Origin of the sequence: Meiothermus sp. (assembly GCF_026004075.1) — a bacterium.
Classification (GTDB): domain Bacteria; phylum Deinococcota; class Deinococci; order Deinococcales; family Thermaceae; genus Meiothermus.
Genome location: NZ_BPIK01000001.1, coordinates 45,392 through 67,455, shown reverse-complemented (window position 1 = coordinate 67,455; position 22,064 = coordinate 45,392). Strand labels below are relative to the sequence as shown.

The following is a 22,064-nucleotide window of genomic DNA, read 5'->3' as shown; positions in this document are numbered from 1 at the left end:
GCTTGGTCAAAAACGCCTTACTTTCGCCATAATGGTCTTATGCTTTTGCCTATGCGTATAGGCCGTGCAAGCCGCCGCTCTGCTTGGATGCAGGCGGTGCTGAAGGGCGGCGCAGCTTAGGGATACAAGGCAACCCATATGGATGGCACATTCGAGCTTCTGGGGCCCATCGAACTCTTACAGCTTCTTTCGCAGGCCAGGCAAACCGGCGTATTCAAAGTGCCGGGTGGAGATGTCTACATCGAGCAAGGCCAGCCAGTGCATGCGCAATACAAAGGCCAGACAGGCAAAGATGGTTTGTTTCAAATTTTGGCCCTCAAAGAGGGAAAGTTCCGTTTTTTGGTCGGGGAGCGTGCCACACAGTCCAGCTTGCAGGGTACGCTCGACAACTACCTGCTCGAGGCCATTCGCTTTCTGGATACGCGGCTCGACCTGAGCCCCTTCGACCTAGTGCAGCTTACCGATGCCAGCCGCACCACCCATCTCACCCTCTCGCCCGATGAGTTTGTGTTGCTGCAGCATATGGGTAGTCCCATTAGCCTCTTCGATCTAGCCGCCGCCAGCGGGCTTACTAGCGAAGTGGTGAACCTTAACGTAAGCCGCCTGGCCCGGCTGGGCTTGGTTCGAATTACCCCCCGCACCCCCCACACAGTACGCCTGGTGGTCGCCCGGCTCGAGGGCGCTCCAGAGGCCCGCATCGATACCCAGCTTCTACGGGCCTGGCGCAGCCACTTTGGCCCCTTCACACAAATTGAAGTGCGTGCAGAAGATCGGACTCTACAAATACCTGTCGCAGCAATGAGCAACGCCGGATCGCAGCTACTGCTCTCCTCCGACGCGCTGTTTTTTCACAACCTGCGGGTTGGGCAGGAGGTGCTGGTCTGGCCATCCTTATAAAACACCAGGGGCCGTACGACCCCTGGTCTTCAAAGCCTGGCTAGCTTTTCTTACCCAAGCGATCCTGTGCGGCCTTGGCCAGCTCCTCAGCTTTGGCTTTGGCTTGCTCCGCCGCCTGCTTGGCCTGCTCGCTCAGGTGTTTTAGTTGGTCGGGAACACCATCGCCGTCTTTGTCAAGGCTGGACTTGAGCTCCTCGAACTTGGCTTTGGCCTGCTCGGCAGCCTGCTTGGCCTGGTTCATCACGCCCTCGAGCTGATCCGGTACGCCGTCGCCGTCCTTGTCGAGGTTGGCCTTGGCCTCGTTGAATTTGGCCTCGGCCTGTTTGAGCGCATTCTCGGCAGCCTCGCGGGCTTTGTTGGCAAGTTCTTTTAAATCCATGCTTTACCCTCCATTTCCAATGGTAGCACCCCGGTGTTACGCAGGTATGAAAGCTAGGCATCCACCCAGTTTTTGGCCCGCTCCACCGCCTTCTTCCAGCCACCAAAGAGCCGCGCCCGTTCCTCCTGCAACATCGCCGGCTCAAAACGCTTCTGCACCGCCCAGCGCCGGGCAATCTGCTCCTGGGTGAGCATCCCCACCCCCACCCCGGCCAGGTAGGCGGCCCCCAGGGCGGTGGTCTCGGTCACCTGGGGCCGCACCACCGGGGTACCCAGGATGTCCGCCTGGAATTGCATCAAAAGATCGTTGACGGTGGCGCCCCCGTCCACCCGTAGCTCGGAGAGCTTGAGCCTGGAGTCGGCCTCCATGGCCTCGAGCACATCCCGGCTTTGGTAGGCGATGGATTCCAGGGCGGCCCGGGCCAGGTGGGCTTTGCTGGAGCCGCGGGTCAGACCCACAATGGTTCCCCGGGCGTAGGCATCCCAGTAGGGCGCGCCCAGTCCCACAAACGCCGGAACCAGGTAGACCCCGTCGGTACTGCTCACCTGACGGGCCAGGCTTTCGACCTCGCTCGAGTTTTGAATAATACCCAGGCCGTCCCGCAGCCACTGCACCACCGCCCCTGCCACAAACACCGAGCCCTCGAGGGCGTACTCGGGCGGCCGGCCTTCCAGCTGCCAGGCCAGTGTGGTCAAGAGGCCGTTCTGCGAGGTCACCTGCTCCTGCCCGGTGTGCATCAACAAGAAGCAGCCCGTGCCGTAGGTGTTTTTGGCCATACCGGGGGTAAAGCAGGCCTGTCCGAACAGGGCTGCTTGCTGGTCGCCCGCCACCCCGGCAATCGGGATGGGGGCCCCAAACAGCTCGGGGAGGGTCTCGCCGAATAGCCCCGCCGAGGGGCGCACCTCCGGCAGCAGGGCCTTGGGAATACCCAGGATGCCCAGCAGGTGTTCGTCCCAGCGCAGGGTGTGCAGGTTAAAGAGCAGGGTGCGCGAGGCATTGGAGACGTCGGTGGCGTGTACCCGGCCCCCGGTCAGGTTGTAAATGAGCCAGCTATCTATGGTGCCAAAGCACAGCTCGCCCTTCCCGGCCCGCTCCCGCAGCCCCGGTACGTTCTCCAGCAGCCACTTCACCTTGGTGCCCGAGAAATAGGCATCCAGCACCAGCCCGGTTTTCTGGCGGAACAGACCCTCGTAGCCCCCCTTGCGCAGCTCATCGCAGATGGGGGCGGTACGGCGATCCTGCCAGACGATGGCCCGGTGCACCGGCTTGCCGGTGGCCCGCTCCCACAGCACGGTAGTCTCGCGCTGGTTGGTGATCCCCAGGGCCACAATCTCGCTGGGCTGAATGGCCGCCCGCTGGATGGCCTCCTGGGCTACCTGGAGCTGGGTCTGCCAGATTTCTAGAGGGTCGTGCTCGACCCAGCCCGGCTGGGGAAAGTGCTGCATGAACTCCTGCTGGGCCATAGCCTTGGGCCGGCCTTCCAGGTCGAAAACAATCGCCCGGCTGCTGGTGGTTCCCTGGTCGAGAGCAAGAATGTAGGGCATGGATTCCTCCTAAAGCTGGCTACAAAGGGGCAGGCTGCAAGCTCGCGCCGAATTGTACTTCGCTCGAGTACCTTCCGCTTCCGGCCCGTGGACTAAAAAGCCGTCCCAGGCATTCGCGAGTGCTACGCCCGGGTTGAGTATATGGCAGTGGCCGCCACGCGCAACGGGCATTCGTGTACACGCTCCGCGCACGCGGGATTTATGTTTTTTCCATAATAGTGCCGATTGGAGTATAATGAGGTGCTGGATATAAAGCGCCTATATGCGCTTTTTTTGTGTCTTACACAGGAGATATTGAATGTCCCAGGTCTTACCCGTTGAAATCACCGACGAAGTCAAACAAAGCTTTATCAACTACGCAATGTCGGTCATCGTCGACCGGGCCCTGCCCGATGTACGCGACGGCCTCAAGCCGGTACAGCGGCGCATCCTCTACGGGGCCTACCAGGACGGCGTACTGCCCAGCCGCAAACATGTCAAATGCGCCAAGATTGTGGGTGAGGTGATGGGTAAGTTTCACCCCCACGGCGACGCTGCCATCTACGACACCCTGGTGCGCCTGGCCCAGCCCTGGAACCTGCGTTACCCCCTGATTGATGGGCAGGGCAACTTTGGCTCGGTGGATGGCGACCCCCCAGCAGCCCAGCGCTATACCGAGGCCCGGCTCTCCAATATCGGCCTCGAGCTGCTGCAAGACCTCGATAAAGAAACCGTACCTTTCGCACCCAACTACGACGGCACCCAGGAACAGCCCGAGGTGCTTCCCGCCGCCCTGCCCAACCTGCTGGTCAACGGCTCGGCGGGGATTGCCGTGGGTATGGCTACCAGCCTCCCACCCCACAACCTGGGCGAGGTGGTGGACGCCCTGGTGCAGATGATTGACAACCCCGAGATCACCCTCGAGGAGGTCATGAAGGTGCTGCCCGGCCCCGATTTTCCTACCGGCGCCAAGCTATCGCGCCGGGGTATCAAAGAGGCCTATGCCACCGGGCGCGGTAGCCTGAAGGTGCGGGCCCGGGCGCGCAACGAGGACAAAAACGGCCGGGCCATGCTGGTCTTCACCGAAATTCCCTACCAGGTCAACAAAGCCGATCTCATCGCCCAGATCGCCTCGCTGGTGCGCAATAAGGTAATCGAGGAAATTGCTGCCTTGCGCGACGAGTCGGATCGCCAGGGTATGCGCATCGCGGTAGAGCTCAAGCGCGGAGCCAACCCCCAGGTAGTGCTCAACAAGCTCTACAAACACACCCGCTTGCAGACCAGCTTCACCGTGAACCTGCTAGCGATCGTAAAGGGCGAGCCCAGGGTGCTCACCCTGCTGGAGATGATGCGCCACTACCTCGACCACCGGGGCCTGGTGGTGCGCAAGCGCACCGAGTACGAGCTGCGCAAGGCCAAGGAGCGAGCCCATGTGTTGGAGGGGCTCCTGATCGCTCTGGATCACATCGACGAGGTAATCGCCCTGATCCGGGGCTCGCAGGACGCCGCCGAAGCCCGCGTCGGCCTGATGAGCCGCTTTAGCCTGACTGAGATTCAGGCCCAGGCCATCCTGGATATGCGCTTGCAGCGTTTGGTGGGCCTCGAGCGCGACAAACTCCAGGCCGAGTACCGCGAGCTGATGGAAGAAATTGGCCGCCTCGAGGCCATCCTGGGCGACGAAAAACGGCTTTGGCGGGTGGTTAGGGACGAATTGCTGGCCATAAAGGACAAATACGGCGACCAGCGGCGCACTCAGATTACCGAGTTCGAGGAGGGCTTCAGCCTGGAAGACTTGATTGAGGATGAGCCCATGGTCATCACCCTCACCAGCCAGGGTTTCATCAAGCGCACCCCGCTCGAGGCCTACCGGGCCCAGGGCCGCGGCGGCACCGGGGCCCAGGCTGGCAAAACCAAGGAGGAAGACGAGGCCATCTCGGTGTTTGTGGCCTCGATGCACGACACCCTGCTGATCTTCACCAACCGGGGTCGGGTCTATGGCGAGAAAGTCCACGAGCTGCCCGAGGCCAGCCGGCAGGCTCGAGGCACCCACATCGTGAGCCTGCTGCCCCTGCAAGAGGGCGAAGAAGTTGCCGCCCTGCTGAACGTACGCGACCTGACCCAGGAAGGCTACTTCGTGTTTGCGACCAAAAACGGCCTTATCAAGAAAACCGAGATTAAGGAGTACCAGAACCTGAGCAGCGCCGGTCTGATTGCCATCAATCTGGTAGAAAACGACGCTCTAATCGGGGTCGCGATTGCCCAGGAGGGCGACCAAGTGATGCTGGCAACCCGCAGCGGCCAGGCCATTCGCTTCGAGCTTTCAGATGTGCGGGCCACCGGGCGGGCCAGCCAGGGCGTCACCGGAATTCGCTTCAAGGAGGGCCGCGACGACGAGGTGGTTTCGCTGGTGGTTCTACCCAAAGGCGAGGAATCCGAGGTGCTGGCAGTAGGTACGCACGGCTACGGCAAGCGCACCCCGGTTTCCGAATACCCCTTGCAGGGCCGGGGCGGCGTAGGGGTGATCACCTTCAACACCAACGAAAAAGTGGGCCAGCTGGCGGCCCTTATGCGCGTGCAGGGCAACGAAGACCTGCTGGTGCTTTCCCGCCGGGGCAATGCCATTCGCACCAGTGTAGCCAGCATCGCTCAGTACGGGCGGGCTACCGGTGGGGTCAAGGTAATGAACCTGAGCGATAAGGACGAGATTGCCTCGGCTTTCGTGATTGCGCCACAGGACTAGCACCATTGCGTGTCAAATTTCGGCTAGCCCGCTACTGTTCGATGGCGGGCTAGCTTGACCGAAGCTATCTGTGTAGCAAAGGGTAGCGCTGTTTCCTGGAAAGGGGCGCTTCCTTCGTGGAGCACAGCAAGGGGTATACCTTGCCTCTCTCTATCTAATCGGCTGCCACGCCCACTTTCTGTGCTATCTCGGGGATCCGGGCCAGGAAAGTGCCGGTGGGGCTTTGGGTCTGGGCCACGTCCTCGGGGGTTCCTTCGGCCACAATCTGGCCACCCCGCGCGCCGCCCTCGGGCCCCAGGTCAATCACCCAGTCGGCGGTCTTGACCACGTCCATGTTGTGCTCAATCACCACCACGGTATTGCCGCCATCCACCAGGCGGTGCAGCACGTTGAGCAGCTTGGCGGTGTCCTCGAAGTGCAGGCCGGTGGTGGGCTCGTCCAGGATGTAGAGGGTGCGCCCGGTGGAGCGGCGGCCCAGCTCGGTGGAGAGCTTGATGCGCTGGGCCTCGCCGCCCGAGAGGGTGGGCGAGGGCTGGCCCAGCTTCATGTAGCCCAGGCCCACATCCACCATCAGTTGCAGTTTGCGGGCAATGGTGGGGATGTTCTCGAAGAAGCCCAGGGCCTCCTCCACGGTCATGTCCAGCACATCGGCGATGTTTTTGCCCCGGAGTTTGACCTCGAGGGTCTCCTTGTTGTAGCGCTTGCCCTTGCAGACCTCGCACTGCACGTACAGGTCGGGCAGAAAGAGCATCTCGATCTTCTTGGTGCCGTCGCCGCTGCAGGCCTCGCAGCGCCCGCCCTTGACGTTGAAACTGAAGCGCCCGGCCTCGTAGCCGCGCTTGCGGGCCTCGGGGGTTTTGGAGAAGAGGTCGCGGATCTCGTCGAAGATGCCGGTGTAGGTGGCCGGGTTGGAGCGCGGGGTGCGCCCGATGGGCGACTGGTCAATCTCGATCACCTTGTCGAGGTGCTCGAGGCCCTCGAGGCCCTCGAAGCGCCCCGGAATGGTCTTGGCCCGCATCAGGTCGCGGGCCAGCGCTGCGTAGAGGATATCGTGAACAAGGGTGGACTTGCCCGAGCCCGAGGGACCGGTGATGGCCACAAACTTGCCCAGGGGGATGCGCAGGTTCACCCCTTTCAGGTTGTGCTCGCGGGCCCCCTTGACCACCAGCCACTTCCCGTTGCCCTTGCGCCGGGTCTTGGGAACCGCAATGTGCTTGCTGCCGCGCAGGTAGGCCCCGGTCAGGCTCTTTGGGTGGGCCAGGATGTCCTCGAGCCGGCCCTGGGCCACCATCTCGCCCCCGTGCACCCCGGCCCCCGGCCCCATGTCCACAATCCAGTCGGCCTCGCGCATGGTCTCCTCGTCGTGCTCCACCACCAACAGGGTGTTGCCCAGGTCGCGCAGCTTCTTGAGGGTTACCAGCAGGCGCTGGTTGTCGCGGGGGTGCAGGCCAATGGAAGGCTCGTCCAGCACGTACAGCACCCCGGTCAGGCCGGAACCCACCTGGGTCGCCAGCCGGATGCGCTGGGCCTCGCCCCCCGAGAGGGTGTTGGCCGAGCGATCCAGGGTCAGGTAGTCCAGGCCCACATCCTCCAAAAAGCCCAGGCGGCTATGAATCTCGCGCCAGATGGGGGCGGCCACCTGCATCTGGAAATCGTTCAGGTTGCGGTACTCGGCGGGCTCGGCCAGGCCCTCCAGGCGGATGCGGTAGGCCTCGAGCGCTTCCCCCACCTCCACCACCCGGTTCTGGGCCAACGCCTCGAAGAACAGCTTGGCCTCGCGCACCGGCAGGTTGGAGACCTCGGCGATGTTAAACCGCCCCACCCGCACCGAGAGCACCTCGCGCTTGTAGCGGGTACCCCCGCAGGCCGGGCAGGCCTTGAGGGTCATGTAGGCTTCCAGGGCCTCGCGCAAGCCTTCCGACTCCGTCTCGTTGTAGCGGTTCTCCAGCCAGGGAATCACCCCCTCGTAGCTCACCATAAAGCGCATGGTCTCGCGCCCATTGCGCCGGAAGACCACCTCGAAGGGCTCGGGCAGGCCATAGAGCACCGCCCGCTGGGCCTCCGGCGAGAGCTGCTTGAAAGGGGTTTTCATGTCGAAGCCCAGGTGCTCCGAGAGGGCCCGCAGCCGATCCCACAGGTAGCCCTTGCCGTTGTCGCGGCCCTTGCTCCAGGGGATGATGGCCCCTTCGGCCAGCGAAAGCTCGGGGTTCACAATCAGCTCGGGGTCGAAGACCTGGTTGTAGCCCAGGCCCGAGCAGTCCGGGCAGGCCCCGTAGGGGGCGTTGAAGGAGAAGAGGCGGGGCTCGAGCTCCTCGAGCACACTCCCGTGCTCCGGGCAGGCGAACTTCTCCGAGAAAAGCTCCTCGGCGCCGCTGTCGGGGTAGAGCACCCGCATCAGCCCCTCGCCCCGCAACAGCGCCAGCTCCACCGACTCGGCAATGCGCGCACGCTCCTCCGGCTTCAAGACCACCCGGTCTACCACCAGGTCAATGTCGTGCTTCTCGTACTTTTCCAGCTTCAGGCCCAGGGCTTCCTCGAGGGTGTAGATCACCCCGTCTACCCGAATGCGGGCATAACCCTCTTTCTGGAGTTGCAAGAACTCCTTGCGGTACTCACCTTTGCGCCCCCGCACCACCGGAGCCATCAGGATGGCCTTGGTGCCCTCGGGCTGCCGGAAGAGCCGGTCGGTAATCTCCGTGGCCGACTGCCGCTCGATGGGCCGCCCGCAGTGCGGGCAGTAGGCCGTGCCCACACGGGCAAACAGCAGGCGCAGGTAGTCGTGCACCTCGGTCACGGTGCCCACCGTGGAGCGCGGGTTGTGCGAGGTGGTTTTCTGGTCGATGGAGATGGCCGGCGAAAGCCCCTCGATGCTTTCCACGTCGGGCTTTTCCATCACCCCCAGAAACTGCCGCGCATACGACGACAAGGACTCCACATACCGCCGCTGCCCCTCGGCGTAAATGGTGTCGAAGGCCAGTGTGCTCTTGCCCGAGCCCGAGACCCCCGTAATGACGATGAACTGCCCCCGGGGCAGTTCAACGGTAATGTTCTTCAGGTTGTGCTCTTTGGCCCCGCGGACGATAATCCTGTCCATCCGCGGAGTATAACACCCACCTTGGGTTATGTAAATAACATACGCTACAGGCCAAAAATGGTGTATGATGTGGTTTTACCGCACCCTCAGGTCGGCCACCCAGACAATCTCGCAGGCCCCGTTGCCGGTGTCGGTGCGAACGGTGGAGGTGCGCCAGGAAAAGCCCCTGGGGCCGGTGACATGAACCAAATACCCCTTAATCCAGACCAGGTGACCGGGTTTGAGCCGCTTCAAGCGCAGCTCGATGTTGGGATTACCGGGAATCAGGTGCATGTTGGTGCTGCTTGCGACAATTTCACCCAGCGGGATGGGGGGTTCGCGGAACCAGGCATAGAAGTAGAAGCGATCCGCCTGCCAGATTTTGAGTTTGCGAAGCACATCGGTATCGGACATGCGGCCCCAGCCCAGGGCCAGATCCACCGGCGAGATGGCGGCGGCAGCATCGTAGCGGTACAGCCGCTTGGCAAGCACGCGGGCCTCGAGCTCAAAGGAAGCCACCGGCTGATAAGAAATCTTCAAGACTCTTTCCACTAAAATGGAGCCATGCAACTGGCCCAACATCAGCGCCGCCCCCGGTTGGAACTCCAACTGCGACACCATCCGGATAACCTCCACGCCCTCTACCGGGAGTCCCAAGACCACACCGAACGCGCCCGCTGGCACGCTCTCTGGCTGCTGGCCAGGGGTCAGAGCATCCCCGAGGTAGCCAGGAATCTGGGCTATACCGATCGCTGGGTGCGTCAGGTAATCCACCGCTACAATCAGGGCCTGCCCATGAAGAATCTGCGGCACGAGAACAAAGGCCGGGCCCCCCTCGTACCGCCCGAACTCCAGGAGGGCTTCCGCCAGGCCCTCCTCCAGCCCCATCCCAGGGACGGGCTTTGGAGCATACGCAACGCTGCGGAGTGGCTGGCTGAAAGGCTGGGACGTCCGGTGGATGGGCGGCGGGCCTGGTACTGGATGCGTCGCCTGGGCCTGGCCCCGCTGCGCCCCCGGCCGCGCCACCGGGAGGCGGATGCGAAGCGGCAGGAGGCTTTCAAAAAAAGCTCTTTCTGATGGTTTTCCTGTTCAGGTTGCTCTTTCCTGAACTGGAGTTGGAGGTGTGGGGCTTTGATGAGCGCCGAATAGGGCTGAAGCCCATCCGCCGACGGGTATGGGCCTTGCGAGGGAGGACGCCGCTAGCGCAGGAGCGGCCCCGCTATCGCTGGCTGTATGTGTACGCCTTCATAAGACCGGGTACGGGGGAAAGCGAGTACTGGCTGCTGCCCTCGGTCTCGGTGGAGGGGTTCCAGTTGGTGTTGGAGGCCTTTGCCCGGCTACGGGGGGCGGGGGCGGGCAAGCTGGTACTGGTGGTGCTGGATCAGGCTGGCTGGCACACCTCGGGGCGGGTGGAGCCAGCCAAGGGCCTGGGGCTGTGTTATCTGCCACCCTACTCGCCCGAGTTGCAGCCGGTAGAACGAGTCTGGGGGCTCATTGACGCGGTCGTGGCCAATGGGCAGGTGCAGGATGAAGAGGAGCTGTGGGCCAAGGTGGAAGCCCGGTGCGCTTACCTACAAACCCAGCCCGCGCTTATCCAGAGCTACACCCTATTTCACTGGTGGCCGGGGGGATGTTAGGGGAATGAATCAAAAGGATTTCATATGAAAGCGGTAACCGGGCTTTTCCAGGTGCGGCACATCGGCCGGTGCCAGCGGCTGCTGGAGGGGTGCGCGGGCCGCCAGCACCCCGGGTGGGCGCTCGATGGGCCGGGTTTGCACATGGCGGATCAGACCAAAAACGCCACCCGCCAGCACCAGGAGTAGCCAGAACAGCCGCACCTTTGCAGTTTAAGCGGCGGTGGCCTCGAGGCCGGTTCAAATTTCGTCTTTAGCCAGGTCGTTGAAGCGCACGTGCTGGGCGTGGAACTGTAGCTCCACGGTGCCGGTGGGGCCGTTGCGCTGCTTGCCCACGATAATCTCGGCAATGCCGGCCTTTTCGGAGTGGGGGTTGTAATACTCGTCGCGGTAGATGAACATCACCAGGTCGGCGTCTTGCTCGATCGATCCCGATTCTCTCAGGTCGGAGAGCATGGGCCGCTTGTTAGGGCGCGACTCCACCGCCCGCGAAAGCTGCGAAAGCGCGATCACCGGCACGTCCAGCTCGCGGGCCAGGCCCTTGAGGCCACGGGAGATCTGGGCAATTTCCTGCTGGCGGTTCTCGCCCCCGTTCTTACCTCCCCCAGGGCCAGACATGAGCTGCAAGTAGTCGATCACAATCAGGCCCAGCTTGTGCTGAGCGTGCAGGCGGCGGGCTCGAGCCCTAAGTTCCATCAGGGTGAGGTCGGAGGTGTCGTCGATCAGGATGGCCGCCTCAGAGATGCGGCCTGCTACATCCACCAGCCGGGAAAAGTCGCGGTCGACAAGCTGGCCCTGCCGCAAGCGGTTCATGTCAATGCGGGCCTCGGAGCAGAGCATCCGGGTAACCAATTGCACTGCCGGCATCTCCAGCGAGAAGATGGCCACCGCCGCACCCTCGCCGCGCAAAGCCACGTTCTGCGCGATGGTCAGGGCAAAGCTAGTTTTACCCATGCTGGGCCGCGCAGCAATGATGTTGAGCGAGCCGCTGGTAAGTCCCCCAATCATGCTGTCGAGCTCGCGAAAGCCGGTCTTGACACCATCCACCTGCCCTTGGTTTTCGTAGAGCAGCTGGATGTGCTCGAAGGTTTCGTGCACGAGTTCTTTCATGCTCTGGAACTCGGACTTAGCCCCCTGAGTAGAGACCTCGAGCACCTTGCGCCCGGCGGTATCGAGGATATCCTCGAGGCTCCCCTCCTCATCGTAGGCCATTTTCATGGCCTCGCCCGCCGCGGCAATCAGCTTGCGTAGCGTCCACTTTTCGGCCACAATGCGCCCGTAGTAGTCGGCATAGGCCGCCGTGGGAGTGTGCTCCGAAAGCCCGACCAGATACGAGAGGCCCCCCACGTTCTCAAGCTCCCCGTTTTGGCGCAACTCCTCCGAAAGCGTTACCAGGTCAACCGGGTCGCGCCGGGCCCGCAGCGCCACCATGGCCTCCCAAATTTTGCGGTGTGCTTCCTTATAGAAGGCGTCGGCGGCCAGCAGGCCCTCGAGCCGGTCTAGCACCTCGCTATCCAGCAGCACCGAGCCCAGCACGCTGGCTTCGGCATCCAGGTTATGGGGGGGTACGCGGCCCTCGAGCGGTGTAATTGCCATGGCTGTTCTCCTAATCCAACACCCTATTCAGCAAGTTTCTACTCTATTCAATCCGGGAAAGTTTGGCAAAGGCATCTCCTGCCCCGCGCTGTCGGGAGCAAAAAAATGGCAAGGTATCTGTTACGGAGTAGATCCGCTACCAAGCTGATTGAACAAGACGAAGGCCAGCAGGCCAAGCCACAGCAAGAGCAAAATCACATTACTCCAGCGCTGCCAGAACGTGGGTTTCTTTTGCGGTTCAACAATCTGGGTAGTGAGCACCTCGGGGTGGTCGCCGCTTTGCAGGCGCACCGGCTGGCCATTGCTGGCCTCCAGCGGCAGCGCATAGGGCCTGGGGTTTTCGGCTACCTGGCTGCCAATGGTCACCACCACCGCGCTGATGTTGTCAGGCCCACCCCACTCGTTGGCCAGTTTGACCAGTTTGGCTACGGCAGGTTCGGGCGGATTGGTCAGAACCATCTCGGCCAACACCCTGTCTTCTAGAACGCCACTTAGACCGTCTGAGCAGAGCAAAAACACATCGCCAGGCCGCACCTTCAAACCCACCAGATCCACTCGAGCGCTGGGGAAAGAACCCAGGGCGTTGGTAATCACGTTACGCCAACGGTGGTTGCGGGCTTCATCCTCGCTCAACAGGCCCTGACGTACCCGGTCGGCCACCCAGGAATGATCCTGGGTGAGTTGCATAAGTTCGCCATCGCGCAGCAGGTAGGCCCTCGAGTCGCCCACATGGGCAATCAGGGCATAGGGCAGATCGAGCCAGAGGGCCGTACAGGTCGTGCCCATCCCCCGCGATTCGGGCTTCTGGCCAGCCAGATAGATGGCCTCGTTGGCGGCCTCGTAGGCTTCCAGCAAACCCTGGGGCGAGGGCTCGCTGCGCTTGAGTATTTCGACAATCTGGCTCACCGCCATCTGTGAGGCCACCTCGCCGGTGCGGTGCCCACCCATGCCATCGGCCACAATAAAAATGCCACCGTAGGGGGTTAGGAGCTGGACAACTGCATCCTCGTTGAGGGCCCGCTTGCGGCCTGGGTCGGTCAAGGCCGCTGCAAACACCATGGGTAGGCTGTCGGAGCCCGGCATACAAGGCGCATTATAGGCCACCTCGAGGCAAGTGCGGGCCAAAAATCACCGCGCCGCCAATGTGCTGGTCTGCAACAACCCTCGAGCCACATTCACCTCATGCCTTTTGCTCTACCCTGAACACATGAGACCGTTGCAGTTCAATCTTCCGCGGGGCCCCCTGGGGGTGCTTGTGCTGTTGCTAGCTGGAACTGTGGGCCTGTTTTTGATGTTGTGGCTCATTACCACTTTGTGGGTGCTGGCGGTGGGCGCCGGCCTGGTAGGGGCGCTGGCTTATGGCTGGCGGCGCCTGGAGGCCCGCTTTCGCCCCATGCGCTGGCGTAGGTTGCCACAAAAAATCCGCCGCTGGGATGACTGATTCCAGCTACCAGGCCCCTTTGCTCAGACAGTCGTTGTACAGAGGGCAGTCCTGGCACTTAGGGTTGCGGGCTGTGCAGCGGTAGCGGCCAAAAAGAATCAGGGCATGGTGCACAAACACCCACTTTTCTTTGGGGAAGAGGCGCTCGAGGTCGCCCCCGATTTTCTCGGGGTCTTTCTGGGCCGACAAGCCCAGCCGGGCGGCCAGGCGGGTCAGGTGGGTGTCCACCGCAATCCCCGGCACCCCAAAGGCCGCCCCCAGCACCACCGTGGCGGTCTTCCAGCCCACCCCCGGCAGCGCGCGCAGCTTGGCCTTGTCCACCGGCACCTCCCCCCCGTACTGCTCCACCAGGCGGCGGGCCAGCAGCACGATATTCCTGGCCTTGGAGCGGTACAGGCCGATGGTTTTGATGTAGGGCTCAACTTCTTCGGGTGTGGCCTGGGCCAGGGCAAAAGCATCGGGGTAGCGCCGGAAGAGGGCCGGGGTGGCCTTGTTCACCGAGGCATCGGTGGCCTGGGCCGAGAGCACCGTGGCAATTAGCAGCTCGAAGGGGTTGCGGTGTTGCAGCTCGGTGGCGGCCTGCGGGTAGAGCTGCTCCATGACCGCCAGAATTCGCGCGGCCCGTTGCTTTTTGGCCTTAAGCGATTCCCTGGGCAGGCGTGGCTTGCTCGAGTCCTGCGCTCTGGTCTTCGGCTTTGGTGCTTTCGGCATCGCTCAGTAAGCCTTGGCGAACAGAATCCGCTTGCCGTAGGCGCTGGGCTGGCCGCAGCGGATGCAGCTTCCGTGGGCCTCGGGCTCGTCGTAGGGGATGCAGCGGGTGGTAGCGGTGGTCTCGGCCTTGATCTGCTTTTCGCACGCTTTGTCGCCACAGTGGAAGGCCTTCACGAAGCCCTGTTCGACCTTTTCTTTGAACTCGTCGTAGCTGTCCACCGCCCAGGTGTGGGCGTCGCGGAACTCCAGCGCCCGCTGGTACAGGTCGCGCTGGAACTGCTCGAGCCTGGCCGGCAGCAGGCCCAGCAGCTCGGAGATCTGCAGGGTTTCTTTGCCCCCCAGGCGGCTGGCCAGCACCGCGGTTCCGGCCTCCACATCACGCGGGCCCAGCTCGAGGCGCAACGGCACGCCCTTCAGCTCCCACTCGTTGAACTTGTAGCCCGGGCTGTACTGGTCGCGGTCGTCGAGGTGCACCCGGATCCCGGCGGCCTTGAGCTGCTGGTAAAGCCGCTCGGTGGCCGGCAGCACCGCCTCGCGGGTCTCGGCCTTGTAGATGGGCACAATCACCACCTGGATGGGAGCCAGGCGGGGCGGTAGAATCAGGCCCTTGTCGTCGCCGTGGGTCATCACGATGGCCCCCACCACCCGGGTGGTAAAGCCCCAGGAGGTGGTGTGCACGTACTTGTTCTGCTGGTCTTTATCCTGAAACTGAATATCGAAGGCCCTGGCGAAGTTCTGGCCCAGGTAGTGCGAGGTACACGACTGCAGGGCTTTGCCATCGCGCATCATGGCCTCATAGCTAATCGAGTAGACCGCCCCAGCAAACTTCTCCGACTCGGTCTTGGGGCCTTCCCAGCCCGGAATGGCGCACCAGTCGCGCAGCACCGTGGCGTACACCCCGGCCATGCGGCGGGCTTCCTCCTCGGCTTCCTCCTGGGTGGCGTGGGCGGTGTGGCCCTCCTGCCACAAGAACTCGGTGGTGCGCAGGAATAGTTTGGTGCGCAGCTCCCAGCGCACCACGCTGTTCCACTGGTTCAAAAGCTGGGGCAGGTCGCGGTAGGTGCGGATCCACTTGGCCCACATGTGCCCGATGATGGTCTCGGAGGTCGGGCGCACCGCCAGGGGTTCTTCCAGGGTTTCACCGCCGGCCTGGGTGACGATGGCTAGCTCTGGGGCGAAGCCCTCCACGTGCTCGGCTTCCTTCTGCAAGAAGCTGATGGGAATGAAGAGGGGGAAATAGGCGTTCTGGTGGCCGGTCTCCTTAAACATGCGGTCGAGTTCGCGCTGGATGTTCTCCCAGATGGCATAGCCATAGGGCTTGACCACCATGGTGCCGCGCACCGGGCCGTAGTCCACCAGATCGGCTTTGAGCACCACCTCGTTGTACCACTCGTTGAAGTCTTGCGATTGCGGAATGAGGCCTTTATCCTTCGCCATACCGTGACATGATACCTGCTCGAGCCAAAGGGCACCGAATTTGTACCAGACTCCGTGCAGTACGAGGCTAGCATAAGGCCAATTGGCAATAAATCGGCTTGCCGATAACGTCCAAATAACACGCCGAATAACGCCTCGAGGCCCAATAAAGTAGTCAGAAAGCTTGACACCCAAAGACGCGGTGCAGTTTGATAGCCGCTGACCGCATCAGGTCTTAGATAAACGACACCCAAGGAGGTCTACCGTGCGTAGATGGATGTTTTTAGGGATTGGGCTTGCTGCTTTGCTAGCGGCTTGTTCCAGCCCCCAGCGTGTACAGCCCCAGTTTGAGCCCGTACAGGAGCTTGTCACCGGCGTAGGTGCCCTGAGCACGGGTGCCGCCGAGATGGTGGACGAGACCCCTACCGCCTGGTTGGTGGAGCTCTCGGGCAAGGCCAAGGTCGAAGGGGGCAGCGATGCCTCGGTCAAGGCCGACAAAGACAACTTCCGCGCCCTGGCTCAGGCCAATGGTGTGAAGTTCCGTGAACGCTTTGAATATGGCGAGCTTTGGAACGGCCTCTCGGTAGAGGCCACGGCCAGCGAAGCCGCCAAGCTGCGTGGAATCCCTGGCGTGAAAGCAGTCTGGCCGGTGCTTACGGTCAGCGCACCCCAGCCCGTAGACGGGGGTAGCGAGACCGATATGTTCACCGCTATCACCCAGACCCAGGTAAACATCGCCCAAAACACGCTGGGCCTTAGTGGGCGTGGCGTCAAGGTTGGGATTATTGACACCGGCATTGACCTCCAGCACCCCGATTTTGCCGGGCGCATCCGCTACGGCTTCGACTTTGTGGGCGATGCCTACAATGCAGGCGACCCCAACAACAGCACCCCCATCCCCCAGCCCGGCCCCGGCACCCGCCCCGGTGGTGACGACTGCAACGGACACGGCACCCACGTGGCCGGGATTACCGGCGCCAACGGCACTGTTAAGGGTGTAGCGCCCGAGGTTATCCTGGGCGCTTATCGGGTGTTCGGCTGTGAAGGTTCTTCCAGCGCCGACGTGATCATTGCGGCCCTGGAAATGGCCTACAAAGACGGCATGGACGTGGTGAACATGAGCCTGGGCGCCTCCTTCCAGTGGCCCCAGTACCCCACCGCAGTGGTTTCCAACCGCCTGGTGAAGAAAGGTGTGGTGGTGGTGGCCTCGGCTGGCAACAGCGGAGCCAACGGTGCTTTCTCGCTGGGTGCGCCGGGCGTGGGTGAGGACGTCATCGGCGTAGCCTCCTACGACAATGTGGCGGTCTTCCTGAACACCTTTACCATCTCTCCCGATGATCGGCCCATCGGCTACGGGCCAGCCACCGGTGCGCCCACCCCTCCTACCTCCGGTAGTCTCCCCATGGCCCGTACCGGTACCCCCACCACTGCCAACGATGCCTGCAATCCGCTGCCTGCGGGCAGCCTCGCAGGCCAGGCTGTGCTGATCCGGCGCGGCACCTGCACCTTCTACACAAAAGCCTTCAACGCACAGCAGGCCGGAGCCGCCGCCGTTATCCTGTACAACAACGCACCGGGGCGCTTCTCAGCAACAGTAGCTGGTACGCCTGCCATCACCATTCCGGTGGTCAGCATCTCCGATACCGAAGGTGTACTGATCAACAACCGCCTGGCTTCGGGCCCGGTCACACTCACCTGGACCAACCAGTCTGGCTCCTTCCCCAACCCCACCGGCAACCTGATTAGCAGCTTCAGCTCCATCGGCCTCTCGCCCGACCTGACCCTCAAGCCCGACCTGGGGGCACCCGGCGGCCTGATCTACTCCACCTACCCGCTTGAGAAGGGCGCGTTTGCCACCCTAAGCGGTACTTCGATGTCCAGCCCGCACGTGGCCGGGGTGGTGGCGCTCTATCTCCAGGCCAAGCCCGGCACCCCCGCCTCGGAGATGCGCACCATCCTGCAAAACACCGCTGATCCCAAGCTTCTTTCTGTAGCCCCAGCCACTGGTTTACTGGACATCACACACCGCCAGGGCGCAGGGATGGTGCAGATTGTAGATGCCATCAACAGCACCACCCGCGTAACCCCCGGCAAGCTCTCGCTGGGCGAGGTGGAGAGCGGCTCGGTCACCCGTACCCTGACCATCCGCAATTTGGGTAACGCCACCGAAACTTACAGCCTGAGCCACCTCGCAGCCTCTGCTACCACCGGTACCTTCACCCTGAGTTATTTCAACGCGCCCTCGGCGGTCTCGTTCAGCAGCCCCAGCGTCACGGTGGGGCCGGGCGGTTCGGCCAGTGTGAACGTGACCATCACCCCCAACCCCGGCCTCGCCAACCTAGCCCAGTTTGGCGGCTATGTGGTGGTACGCAACAGCGAAGGTGCAACCGTAGCCCGGGTGCCCTACGCAGGCTTCAAGGGCGATTACCAGAGCATTGTGGCGCTGGCCCCCTCACAGTTCGGCTTCCCCTGGCTGGCCCGGCTGAACGACACCAACTATGTCCGCCAGACTGGCCCCAGCACCTTCACCTTGCAGGGCGGCGACATTCCTTACTTCCTGATCCATCTGGCTCACCCTGTGGCCAAGCTGCAGTTTGAGGTGCTGAACGCCTCCAACAACCGCCCGGTGCACCCGGTCTTCAACAAGTTTGTGGATCTCGAGTACGTCGGACGCAACTCTACGTCTACCGGCTTCTTCGCGATTGCCTGGGACGGCACCCGCATCCACAGCAATATGGACAACGGTAACGGCGACAACTCGCTGTTCAAGACCGTACCAAATGGCGATTATGTGGTGCGTATCCGTGTTCTCAAGGCCCTGGGCAACGAGAACAACCCGGCCCACTGGGAAAGCTGGACTTCGCCGGTGATTACGCTGGCCCGTCCTTAGGCTGCAATCCTCTAAAAGACCCGCTTCGGCGGGTCTTTTTTTCGTATGCTAGGAGCACATGGAACTGCGCGGCCCCCGGCTTCTGCTCCGCCCCCCTCGGCTCGAGGACACCGAGGCGCTGTTCGCGCTGATGTCCGACCCCGAGATGGCTCCCTTTGTCTACTGGAACCCCCACCAGAGCCCCGACGAAACCTACCAGTACCTGGGGCATCTGCAGACCAAGGAGGGTTTTTTCATCATCGAGGCCGAAGGAAGGCCCGCGGGGGTGATCGGGCTGCACCTGGACTGGCCCAACAAACTGGGCGAGACCGAGACCTGGCTGGGGCGGCCCTACTGGGGCTGTGGCATCAACACCGAGGCCAAGGTGGTGCTCTTCGATTTTGCCTTTGGGCCCTGGGACTTGCGCCGCATCCAGGCCATTGCCCACGTGCATAATCCCCGCTCGCAGCGGGCGCTGGAAAAACTGGGCTTCCAGCGCGAGGGGCTTCTGCGCCGCTGGCGCTGGATCCGGGGGGAGCCCTGGGATTTTTACATGTACAGCCTGCTGCCCGAGGAGTGGATGTCGAGCCGACCCCCCATCTTTTACTGAGGGCCCTACCCGCCATGCGCCTGGCCCGTGTGTCTATCGCACTGCTACTCCCTCGGTAGAATGGGCGCATGGACATGCTCCCCATCCTCACAGAGCTATCGCAAAAAACCCCCACCAAGATTCTCCTGGTTGTGCTGGACGGCGTAGGCGGCCTGCCCCAGACCCCCGGCGGCCCCACCGAGCTGGCCGCAGCGCATACCCCCAACCTGGATGTCCTGGCGCAAAAAAGCGCCCTGGGGCTCCTGACCCCGGTCTACCCCGGTCTGGCCCCCGGCTCCGGCCCCGGCCACCTCTCGCTCTTTGGCTACGACCCCTTCAAGTACCTGGTGGGGCGCGGGGCGCTCTCGGCCATCGGGATTGGGGCCGACTTCAAAGACGGTGACGTAGCGGTGCGCGGCAACTTTGCCACCCTGGACGCCGCCGGACTGGTCAAAGACCGCCGGGCAGGCCGGCCCAGCGACGCGGAGAACCGGCGGGTGGTGGACAGGCTAAAGGCCGCCATCCAGGAGCTCGAGGGGGTGCAGGTAAGCTTCTACACCGAAAGCGAGCACCGTTTTGTGGTGATTTTGCGCGGCGAGGGGCTGAGTGAGCAGGTTTCCGACACCGACCCCCAGAAAACCGGCGTGCCTCCCTTGCAGGCCGAGCCCAAAACCGCCGGCGCTGGGAGCCAGCGAACCGCTCGAGTGCTCAACCAACTGTCCGAGCGCATCCGCGAGGTGCTGGCCGATGAACCCCAGATCAACGGTGCGTTGTTCCGGGGTATCTCCGAACGCCCCCGTTTCCCTCTATTCTCCAAGGTGTACCACCTCACGCCGGCCTGCATTGCCAGCTACCCCATGTACAAAGGGCTGGCCAGCCTGGTGGGCATGGAGGTGCTGCCGGTGGAAGGGGTGGAAGACGCTCCAGAGGGCAAGGTAAAGGCCCTACAGGAAAACTGGGACAAGTACGATTTCTTCTATCTGCACTTCAAGAAAACCGACAGCACCGGCGAGGACGGCAATTTTGAAGAAAAAGTGCATAAGGTCGAGCTTTTTGACCACCTGTTGCCCGATCTGCTGGCCCTGAAGCCGGATGTGCTGGCCATCACCGGCGACCACTCCACCCCTTCAGTTTTGAAAGCCCACTCCTGGCACCCGGTGCCGCTGCTGCTTCATGGCCCCTACCTCCGCAACGACACCGCCCGGCGCTTCACCGAGGACGAAGCCGCCAGAGGCAGCCTGGGCCACCTGCGCGGGGTGGAGCTAATGCCCTTGCTGCTGGCCCACGCCGGCAAGCTGCAAAAGTACGGGGCCTAGTACCGTTAAGCTCAATCGATAGGGCCCAAAAGCCCTATCGATATTTATTGTTTCGGTTTTTAGTTTAGGCTCTCGCCCACAGACTCTTCGAATAGTTTGCGGGCTTCATCGAGGGTGATCTCGAGCACCTGTGAAATTTCCTCCGCCAGAAGGTGCATGGCCCGGCGAAGGGCTTGGCGGTCGAGGTCGGGAAGGCCCTTTTCAAGCTCCCAGGCCCGAAGCTGGCCAGCCAGGGTGGCGATACGGAAAGGGTCGCCATCGGCCAGAATCTCGGTGGTCTTGCGGTGACGGGCGGCCCACTGGCGGGGTAAGGGCAAGCGGCCCTCGTGCAGCAAAGCCAGGATCTCGTTGACCTGATCCGGCGACAAGGCCCTGCGTAAACGGGTGGTCTGCGGCGCCTCTACCGGTACGTAGGCTTTCGAGCGGGTACCGGGAAAGTCGACCTGATAATAGGATTTGTCTGAGCCAGCAACCGAACGCTGGGCGATCCCCGCCACCACACCTACACCATACGGCGGCAAAACAACCTTGTCTCCTGGACGGTATTCGCTCACAACGCCACTCCTTTCAACAACACCTCGAGCAGGTGCTCGAGGTAGGCTTCCCGTGGAAACTCGAGCTGCGGATTGCAGGCCAGGGCCGCAATGCTGGCGGCGGTCAGACAAGTGTCGAGTTCTGGCCGCACCTCACCCCTGGCCTTGCCTTCCTGCACAAGCTTTTCCAGCAAGTGCTGGTAGTGCTCGTGCATGCGCCGAAGCCATCCGGTAGTGTCCTCGGGCTCGGCTTCACGGGCCACCGCAGCCCACAGGCCGCGCCACTCCTCCACCCAAGCAACACGAAGCCGCAGCACCTCGGCCAGGCGTTCGCGAAAGGAGCTGTCGCGGTTCACCACATCCTCTACTTTTTGATAGTAGGAAAAGGTGTGGTGCTCCACCAGCGCCTTAAGCAGGTCTTGTTTATCCTGGAAATAAAGATAAACCGTGCCTTTGCCAACTTCGGCTTCTCGGGCTACTTCCTCGACTTTTAGCCCCGACAACCCCCGGTCTCTTAGAACTCGGATGGTTGCCTCGAGGATAGCTTCGCGTTTGGGGGCAGTCCGAGCCTCCACGGTCACGGCTATAAAGTGTACCAGAACCCCAGGGGGCTTAGATGAGACCGGCACTTCCAAGCTGCCCATTCGTACAGAAAGCTCGTCCAAAACAGCATAGTTCCAAGCGATACAGGATTAGCTGGAAACTATATTTCCATAAAAATTCTGATTAGAGACAAATATCTTCCGTCGAGCCTGGTCGGGCAGCAATGGGTTACAAGCAGCCCTGTTCATAAACCCTAACCCGTAAACTACAACCGTGCCCTCAGGTCGCGTTCACGAAGCCATCAATCTTAGTGTGTTAGGGCTGGCGACAGCCGCTTACTGGGCTTATCGGCAAGATCTCGAGGTTCCCCAGCCCGTTGCGGCGGCCTTTATGGGCAGTTATTTGCTGGGAACGTTTCTCATCACCCCCGACCTGGATCTGGCCGAGCAACAGGTGCGGGCTAAAGGGCGCTGGGGCTGGATGGGCTGGTTCTGGGTGCCCTATGGCTGGATGTTTGCCCATCGGGGCCTTTCCCATACCTGGATTGTGGGCCCCCTAACCCGGATTCTGTACTTGGGCGCAATGGGGATGGTGGTGTACTGGCTCTTTTCCGCCCTATCGAGCTATCTGGGGCTAAGTATCCACCTGCAGCCCCGATTCAGCACCCCACCGCAAGAAGTGCTTTGGGCCTTGGCATTAGGGTATTATGCTTCGCAATGGCTCCACCTCATTGCCGACGGCATCTGGCCCGATGCTGGCCGGATACTAAGGGGTAGGCGCCGTCGCTAATTTCGGGCGCAAGCA

20 protein-coding genes are annotated in these 22,064 nt (G+C 62.3%); 9 read left to right on the top strand and 11 right to left on the bottom strand.

The genetic code is table 11. The annotated features are described in order from the left end of the window. Window positions 1–138: 138 nt before the first annotated feature. Window positions 139–897, top strand: a complete 759-nt coding sequence (locus Q0X18_RS00320; protein ID WP_297557209.1) for a DUF4388 domain-containing protein — start codon at window positions 139–141, stop codon at window positions 895–897. A gap of 40 nt (window positions 898–937) precedes the next feature. On the opposite strand, the gene Q0X18_RS00315 is transcribed toward Q0X18_RS00320, so the two are convergent. Together Q0X18_RS00315 and glpK are read right to left on the bottom strand one after the other, a co-directional pair. Continuing rightward, the gene (locus Q0X18_RS00315; protein WP_297557208.1) at window positions 938–1,276 is read right to left on the bottom strand and encodes a dolichyl-phosphate-mannose-protein mannosyltransferase; all 339 of its coding nucleotides are present in this window, start codon (window positions 1,274–1,276) and stop codon (window positions 938–940) included. A 53-nt stretch (window positions 1,277–1,329) separates the two neighbouring features. Continuing rightward, a complete protein-coding gene (gene glpK, locus Q0X18_RS00310) occupies window positions 1,330–2,820 on the bottom strand; it encodes a glycerol kinase GlpK (protein ID WP_297557207.1) in 1,491 nt (496 codons plus the stop codon). 298 nt (window positions 2,821–3,118) lie between these two features. On the opposite strand from glpK, the gene gyrA reads away from it, so the two are divergent. After that, window positions 3,119–5,539 carry a DNA gyrase subunit A gene (gyrA, locus tag Q0X18_RS00305; RefSeq protein ID WP_297557206.1) on the top strand — a complete coding sequence of 807 codons (2,421 nt, stop codon included), beginning with the start codon at window positions 3,119–3,121 and terminating at the stop codon, window positions 5,537–5,539. A gap of 154 nt (window positions 5,540–5,693) precedes the next feature. Here gyrA and uvrA read toward each other — a convergent pair whose 3' ends face one another. Then, a complete protein-coding gene (gene uvrA / locus Q0X18_RS00300) occupies window positions 5,694–8,633 on the bottom strand; it encodes an excinuclease ABC subunit UvrA (RefSeq protein ID WP_297557204.1) in 2,940 nt (979 codons plus the stop codon). Window positions 8,634–8,708: 75 nt separating this feature from the next. After that, a complete protein-coding gene (locus tag Q0X18_RS00295) occupies window positions 8,709–9,152 on the bottom strand; it encodes a hypothetical protein (RefSeq protein ID WP_297557202.1) in 444 nt (147 codons plus the stop codon). A gap of 24 nt (window positions 9,153–9,176) precedes the next feature. On the opposite strand from Q0X18_RS00295, the gene Q0X18_RS00290 reads away from it, so the two are divergent. Both Q0X18_RS00290 and Q0X18_RS00285 read left to right on the top strand, forming a co-directional pair. Beyond that, complete coding sequence (locus Q0X18_RS00290) at window positions 9,177–9,689, top strand: winged helix-turn-helix domain-containing protein (protein ID WP_119361502.1); 513 nt, start codon at window positions 9,177–9,179, stop codon at window positions 9,687–9,689. Then, window positions 9,689–10,249 (top strand): IS630 family transposase, encoded by a 561-nt coding sequence (locus Q0X18_RS00285; RefSeq protein WP_297557198.1) that lies wholly within the window; start codon window positions 9,689–9,691, stop codon window positions 10,247–10,249. Before Q0X18_RS00290 ends, Q0X18_RS00285 begins: the two co-directional genes overlap by 1 nt. 9 nt (window positions 10,250–10,258) lie before the next feature. On the opposite strand, the gene Q0X18_RS00280 is transcribed toward Q0X18_RS00285, so the two are convergent. From Q0X18_RS00280 to Q0X18_RS00270, 3 genes are all read right to left on the bottom strand, one after another. Then, window positions 10,259–10,450, bottom strand: coding sequence for a hypothetical protein (locus Q0X18_RS00280; protein ID WP_297557196.1), 192 nt, complete (start codon window positions 10,448–10,450; stop codon window positions 10,259–10,261). Between the two features lie 36 nt (window positions 10,451–10,486). After that, window positions 10,487–11,842 (bottom strand): replicative DNA helicase, encoded by a 1,356-nt coding sequence (dnaB, locus tag Q0X18_RS00275; RefSeq protein ID WP_297557194.1) that lies wholly within the window; start codon window positions 11,840–11,842, stop codon window positions 10,487–10,489. 120 nt (window positions 11,843–11,962) lie between these two features. Next, the gene (locus Q0X18_RS00270) at window positions 11,963–12,925 is read right to left on the bottom strand and encodes a Stp1/IreP family PP2C-type Ser/Thr phosphatase (RefSeq protein ID WP_297557192.1); all 963 of its coding nucleotides are present in this window, start codon (window positions 12,923–12,925) and stop codon (window positions 11,963–11,965) included. 124 nt (window positions 12,926–13,049) lie between these two features. On the opposite strand from Q0X18_RS00270, the gene Q0X18_RS00265 reads away from it, so the two are divergent. Beyond that, on the top strand, window positions 13,050–13,283 hold the full coding sequence (locus Q0X18_RS00265) for a hypothetical protein (protein ID WP_297557190.1): 234 nt from the start codon (window positions 13,050–13,052) through the stop codon (window positions 13,281–13,283). A gap of 6 nt (window positions 13,284–13,289) precedes the next feature. On the opposite strand, the gene nth is transcribed toward Q0X18_RS00265, so the two are convergent. Then, complete coding sequence (gene nth, locus Q0X18_RS00260; protein ID WP_297557189.1) at window positions 13,290–13,994, bottom strand: endonuclease III; 705 nt, start codon at window positions 13,992–13,994, stop codon at window positions 13,290–13,292. Window positions 13,995–13,997: 3 nt separating this feature from the next. Beyond that, entirely contained in the window at window positions 13,998–15,431 is a 1,434-nt protein-coding gene (gene proS / locus Q0X18_RS00255; protein WP_297557188.1) for a proline--tRNA ligase, read from the bottom strand. 244 nt (window positions 15,432–15,675) lie between these two features. On the opposite strand from proS, the gene Q0X18_RS00250 reads away from it, so the two are divergent. The 3 genes from Q0X18_RS00250 (at window position 15,676) to Q0X18_RS00240 (ending at window position 20,184) form a co-directional block, all read left to right on the top strand. Then, entirely contained in the window at window positions 15,676–18,300 is a 2,625-nt protein-coding gene (locus Q0X18_RS00250) for a S8 family serine peptidase (RefSeq protein ID WP_297557187.1), read from the top strand. Between the two features lie 58 nt (window positions 18,301–18,358). After that, window positions 18,359–18,889 (top strand): GNAT family N-acetyltransferase, encoded by a 531-nt coding sequence (locus tag Q0X18_RS00245; RefSeq protein ID WP_013012763.1) that lies wholly within the window; start codon window positions 18,359–18,361, stop codon window positions 18,887–18,889. A 68-nt stretch (window positions 18,890–18,957) separates the two neighbouring features. Next, the gene (locus Q0X18_RS00240; protein ID WP_297557186.1) at window positions 18,958–20,184 is read left to right on the top strand and encodes a 2,3-bisphosphoglycerate-independent phosphoglycerate mutase; all 1,227 of its coding nucleotides are present in this window, start codon (window positions 18,958–18,960) and stop codon (window positions 20,182–20,184) included. 59 nt (window positions 20,185–20,243) lie between these two features. Here Q0X18_RS00240 and Q0X18_RS00235 read toward each other — a convergent pair whose 3' ends face one another. Beyond that, window positions 20,244–20,738, bottom strand: coding sequence for a CarD family transcriptional regulator (locus Q0X18_RS00235; protein ID WP_297557184.1), 495 nt, complete (start codon window positions 20,736–20,738; stop codon window positions 20,244–20,246). Next, a complete protein-coding gene (locus Q0X18_RS00230; RefSeq protein WP_297557182.1) occupies window positions 20,735–21,298 on the bottom strand; it encodes a TetR/AcrR family transcriptional regulator in 564 nt (187 codons plus the stop codon). The genes Q0X18_RS00235 and Q0X18_RS00230 overlap by 4 nt, the downstream gene beginning before the upstream one ends. A gap of 235 nt (window positions 21,299–21,533) precedes the next feature. Between Q0X18_RS00230 and Q0X18_RS00225 the strand changes: the two genes are divergently transcribed. Beyond that, window positions 21,534–22,049, top strand: a complete 516-nt coding sequence (locus tag Q0X18_RS00225; RefSeq protein ID WP_297557181.1) for a metal-binding protein — start codon at window positions 21,534–21,536, stop codon at window positions 22,047–22,049. Window positions 22,050–22,064 lie beyond the last annotated feature (15 nt).

What these genes read in the sequence shown, in the direction of transcription:
- Q0X18_RS00320 (WP_297557209.1), top strand. Translation starts at nt 139, where the DNA reads ATGGATGGCACATTCGAGCTTCTGGGGCCCATCGAACTCTTACAGCTT.
- Q0X18_RS00315 (WP_297557208.1), bottom strand. Translation starts at nt 1,276, where the DNA reads ATGGATTTAAAAGAACTTGCCAACAAAGCCCGCGAGGCTGCCGAGAAT.
- glpK (WP_297557207.1), bottom strand. Translation starts at nt 2,820, where the DNA reads ATGCCCTACATTCTTGCTCTCGACCAGGGAACCACCAGCAGCCGGGCG.
- gyrA (WP_297557206.1), top strand. Translation starts at nt 3,119, where the DNA reads ATGTCCCAGGTCTTACCCGTTGAAATCACCGACGAAGTCAAACAAAGC.
- uvrA (WP_297557204.1), bottom strand. Translation starts at nt 8,633, where the DNA reads ATGGACAGGATTATCGTCCGCGGGGCCAAAGAGCACAACCTGAAGAAC.
- Q0X18_RS00290 (WP_119361502.1), top strand. Translation starts at nt 9,177, where the DNA reads ATGCAACTGGCCCAACATCAGCGCCGCCCCCGGTTGGAACTCCAACTG.
- Q0X18_RS00285 (WP_297557198.1), top strand. Translation starts at nt 9,689, where the DNA reads ATGGTTTTCCTGTTCAGGTTGCTCTTTCCTGAACTGGAGTTGGAGGTG.
- dnaB (WP_297557194.1), bottom strand. Translation starts at nt 11,842, where the DNA reads ATGGCAATTACACCGCTCGAGGGCCGCGTACCCCCCCATAACCTGGAT.
- Q0X18_RS00270 (WP_297557192.1), bottom strand. Translation starts at nt 12,925, where the DNA reads ATGCCGGGCTCCGACAGCCTACCCATGGTGTTTGCAGCGGCCTTGACC.
- Q0X18_RS00265 (WP_297557190.1), top strand. Translation starts at nt 13,050, where the DNA reads ATGAGACCGTTGCAGTTCAATCTTCCGCGGGGCCCCCTGGGGGTGCTT.
- nth (WP_297557189.1), bottom strand. Translation starts at nt 13,994, where the DNA reads ATGCCGAAAGCACCAAAGCCGAAGACCAGAGCGCAGGACTCGAGCAAG.
- proS (WP_297557188.1), bottom strand. Translation starts at nt 15,431, where the DNA reads ATGGCGAAGGATAAAGGCCTCATTCCGCAATCGCAAGACTTCAACGAG.
- Q0X18_RS00245 (WP_013012763.1), top strand. Translation starts at nt 18,359, where the DNA reads ATGGAACTGCGCGGCCCCCGGCTTCTGCTCCGCCCCCCTCGGCTCGAG.
- Q0X18_RS00240 (WP_297557186.1), top strand. Translation starts at nt 18,958, where the DNA reads ATGGACATGCTCCCCATCCTCACAGAGCTATCGCAAAAAACCCCCACC.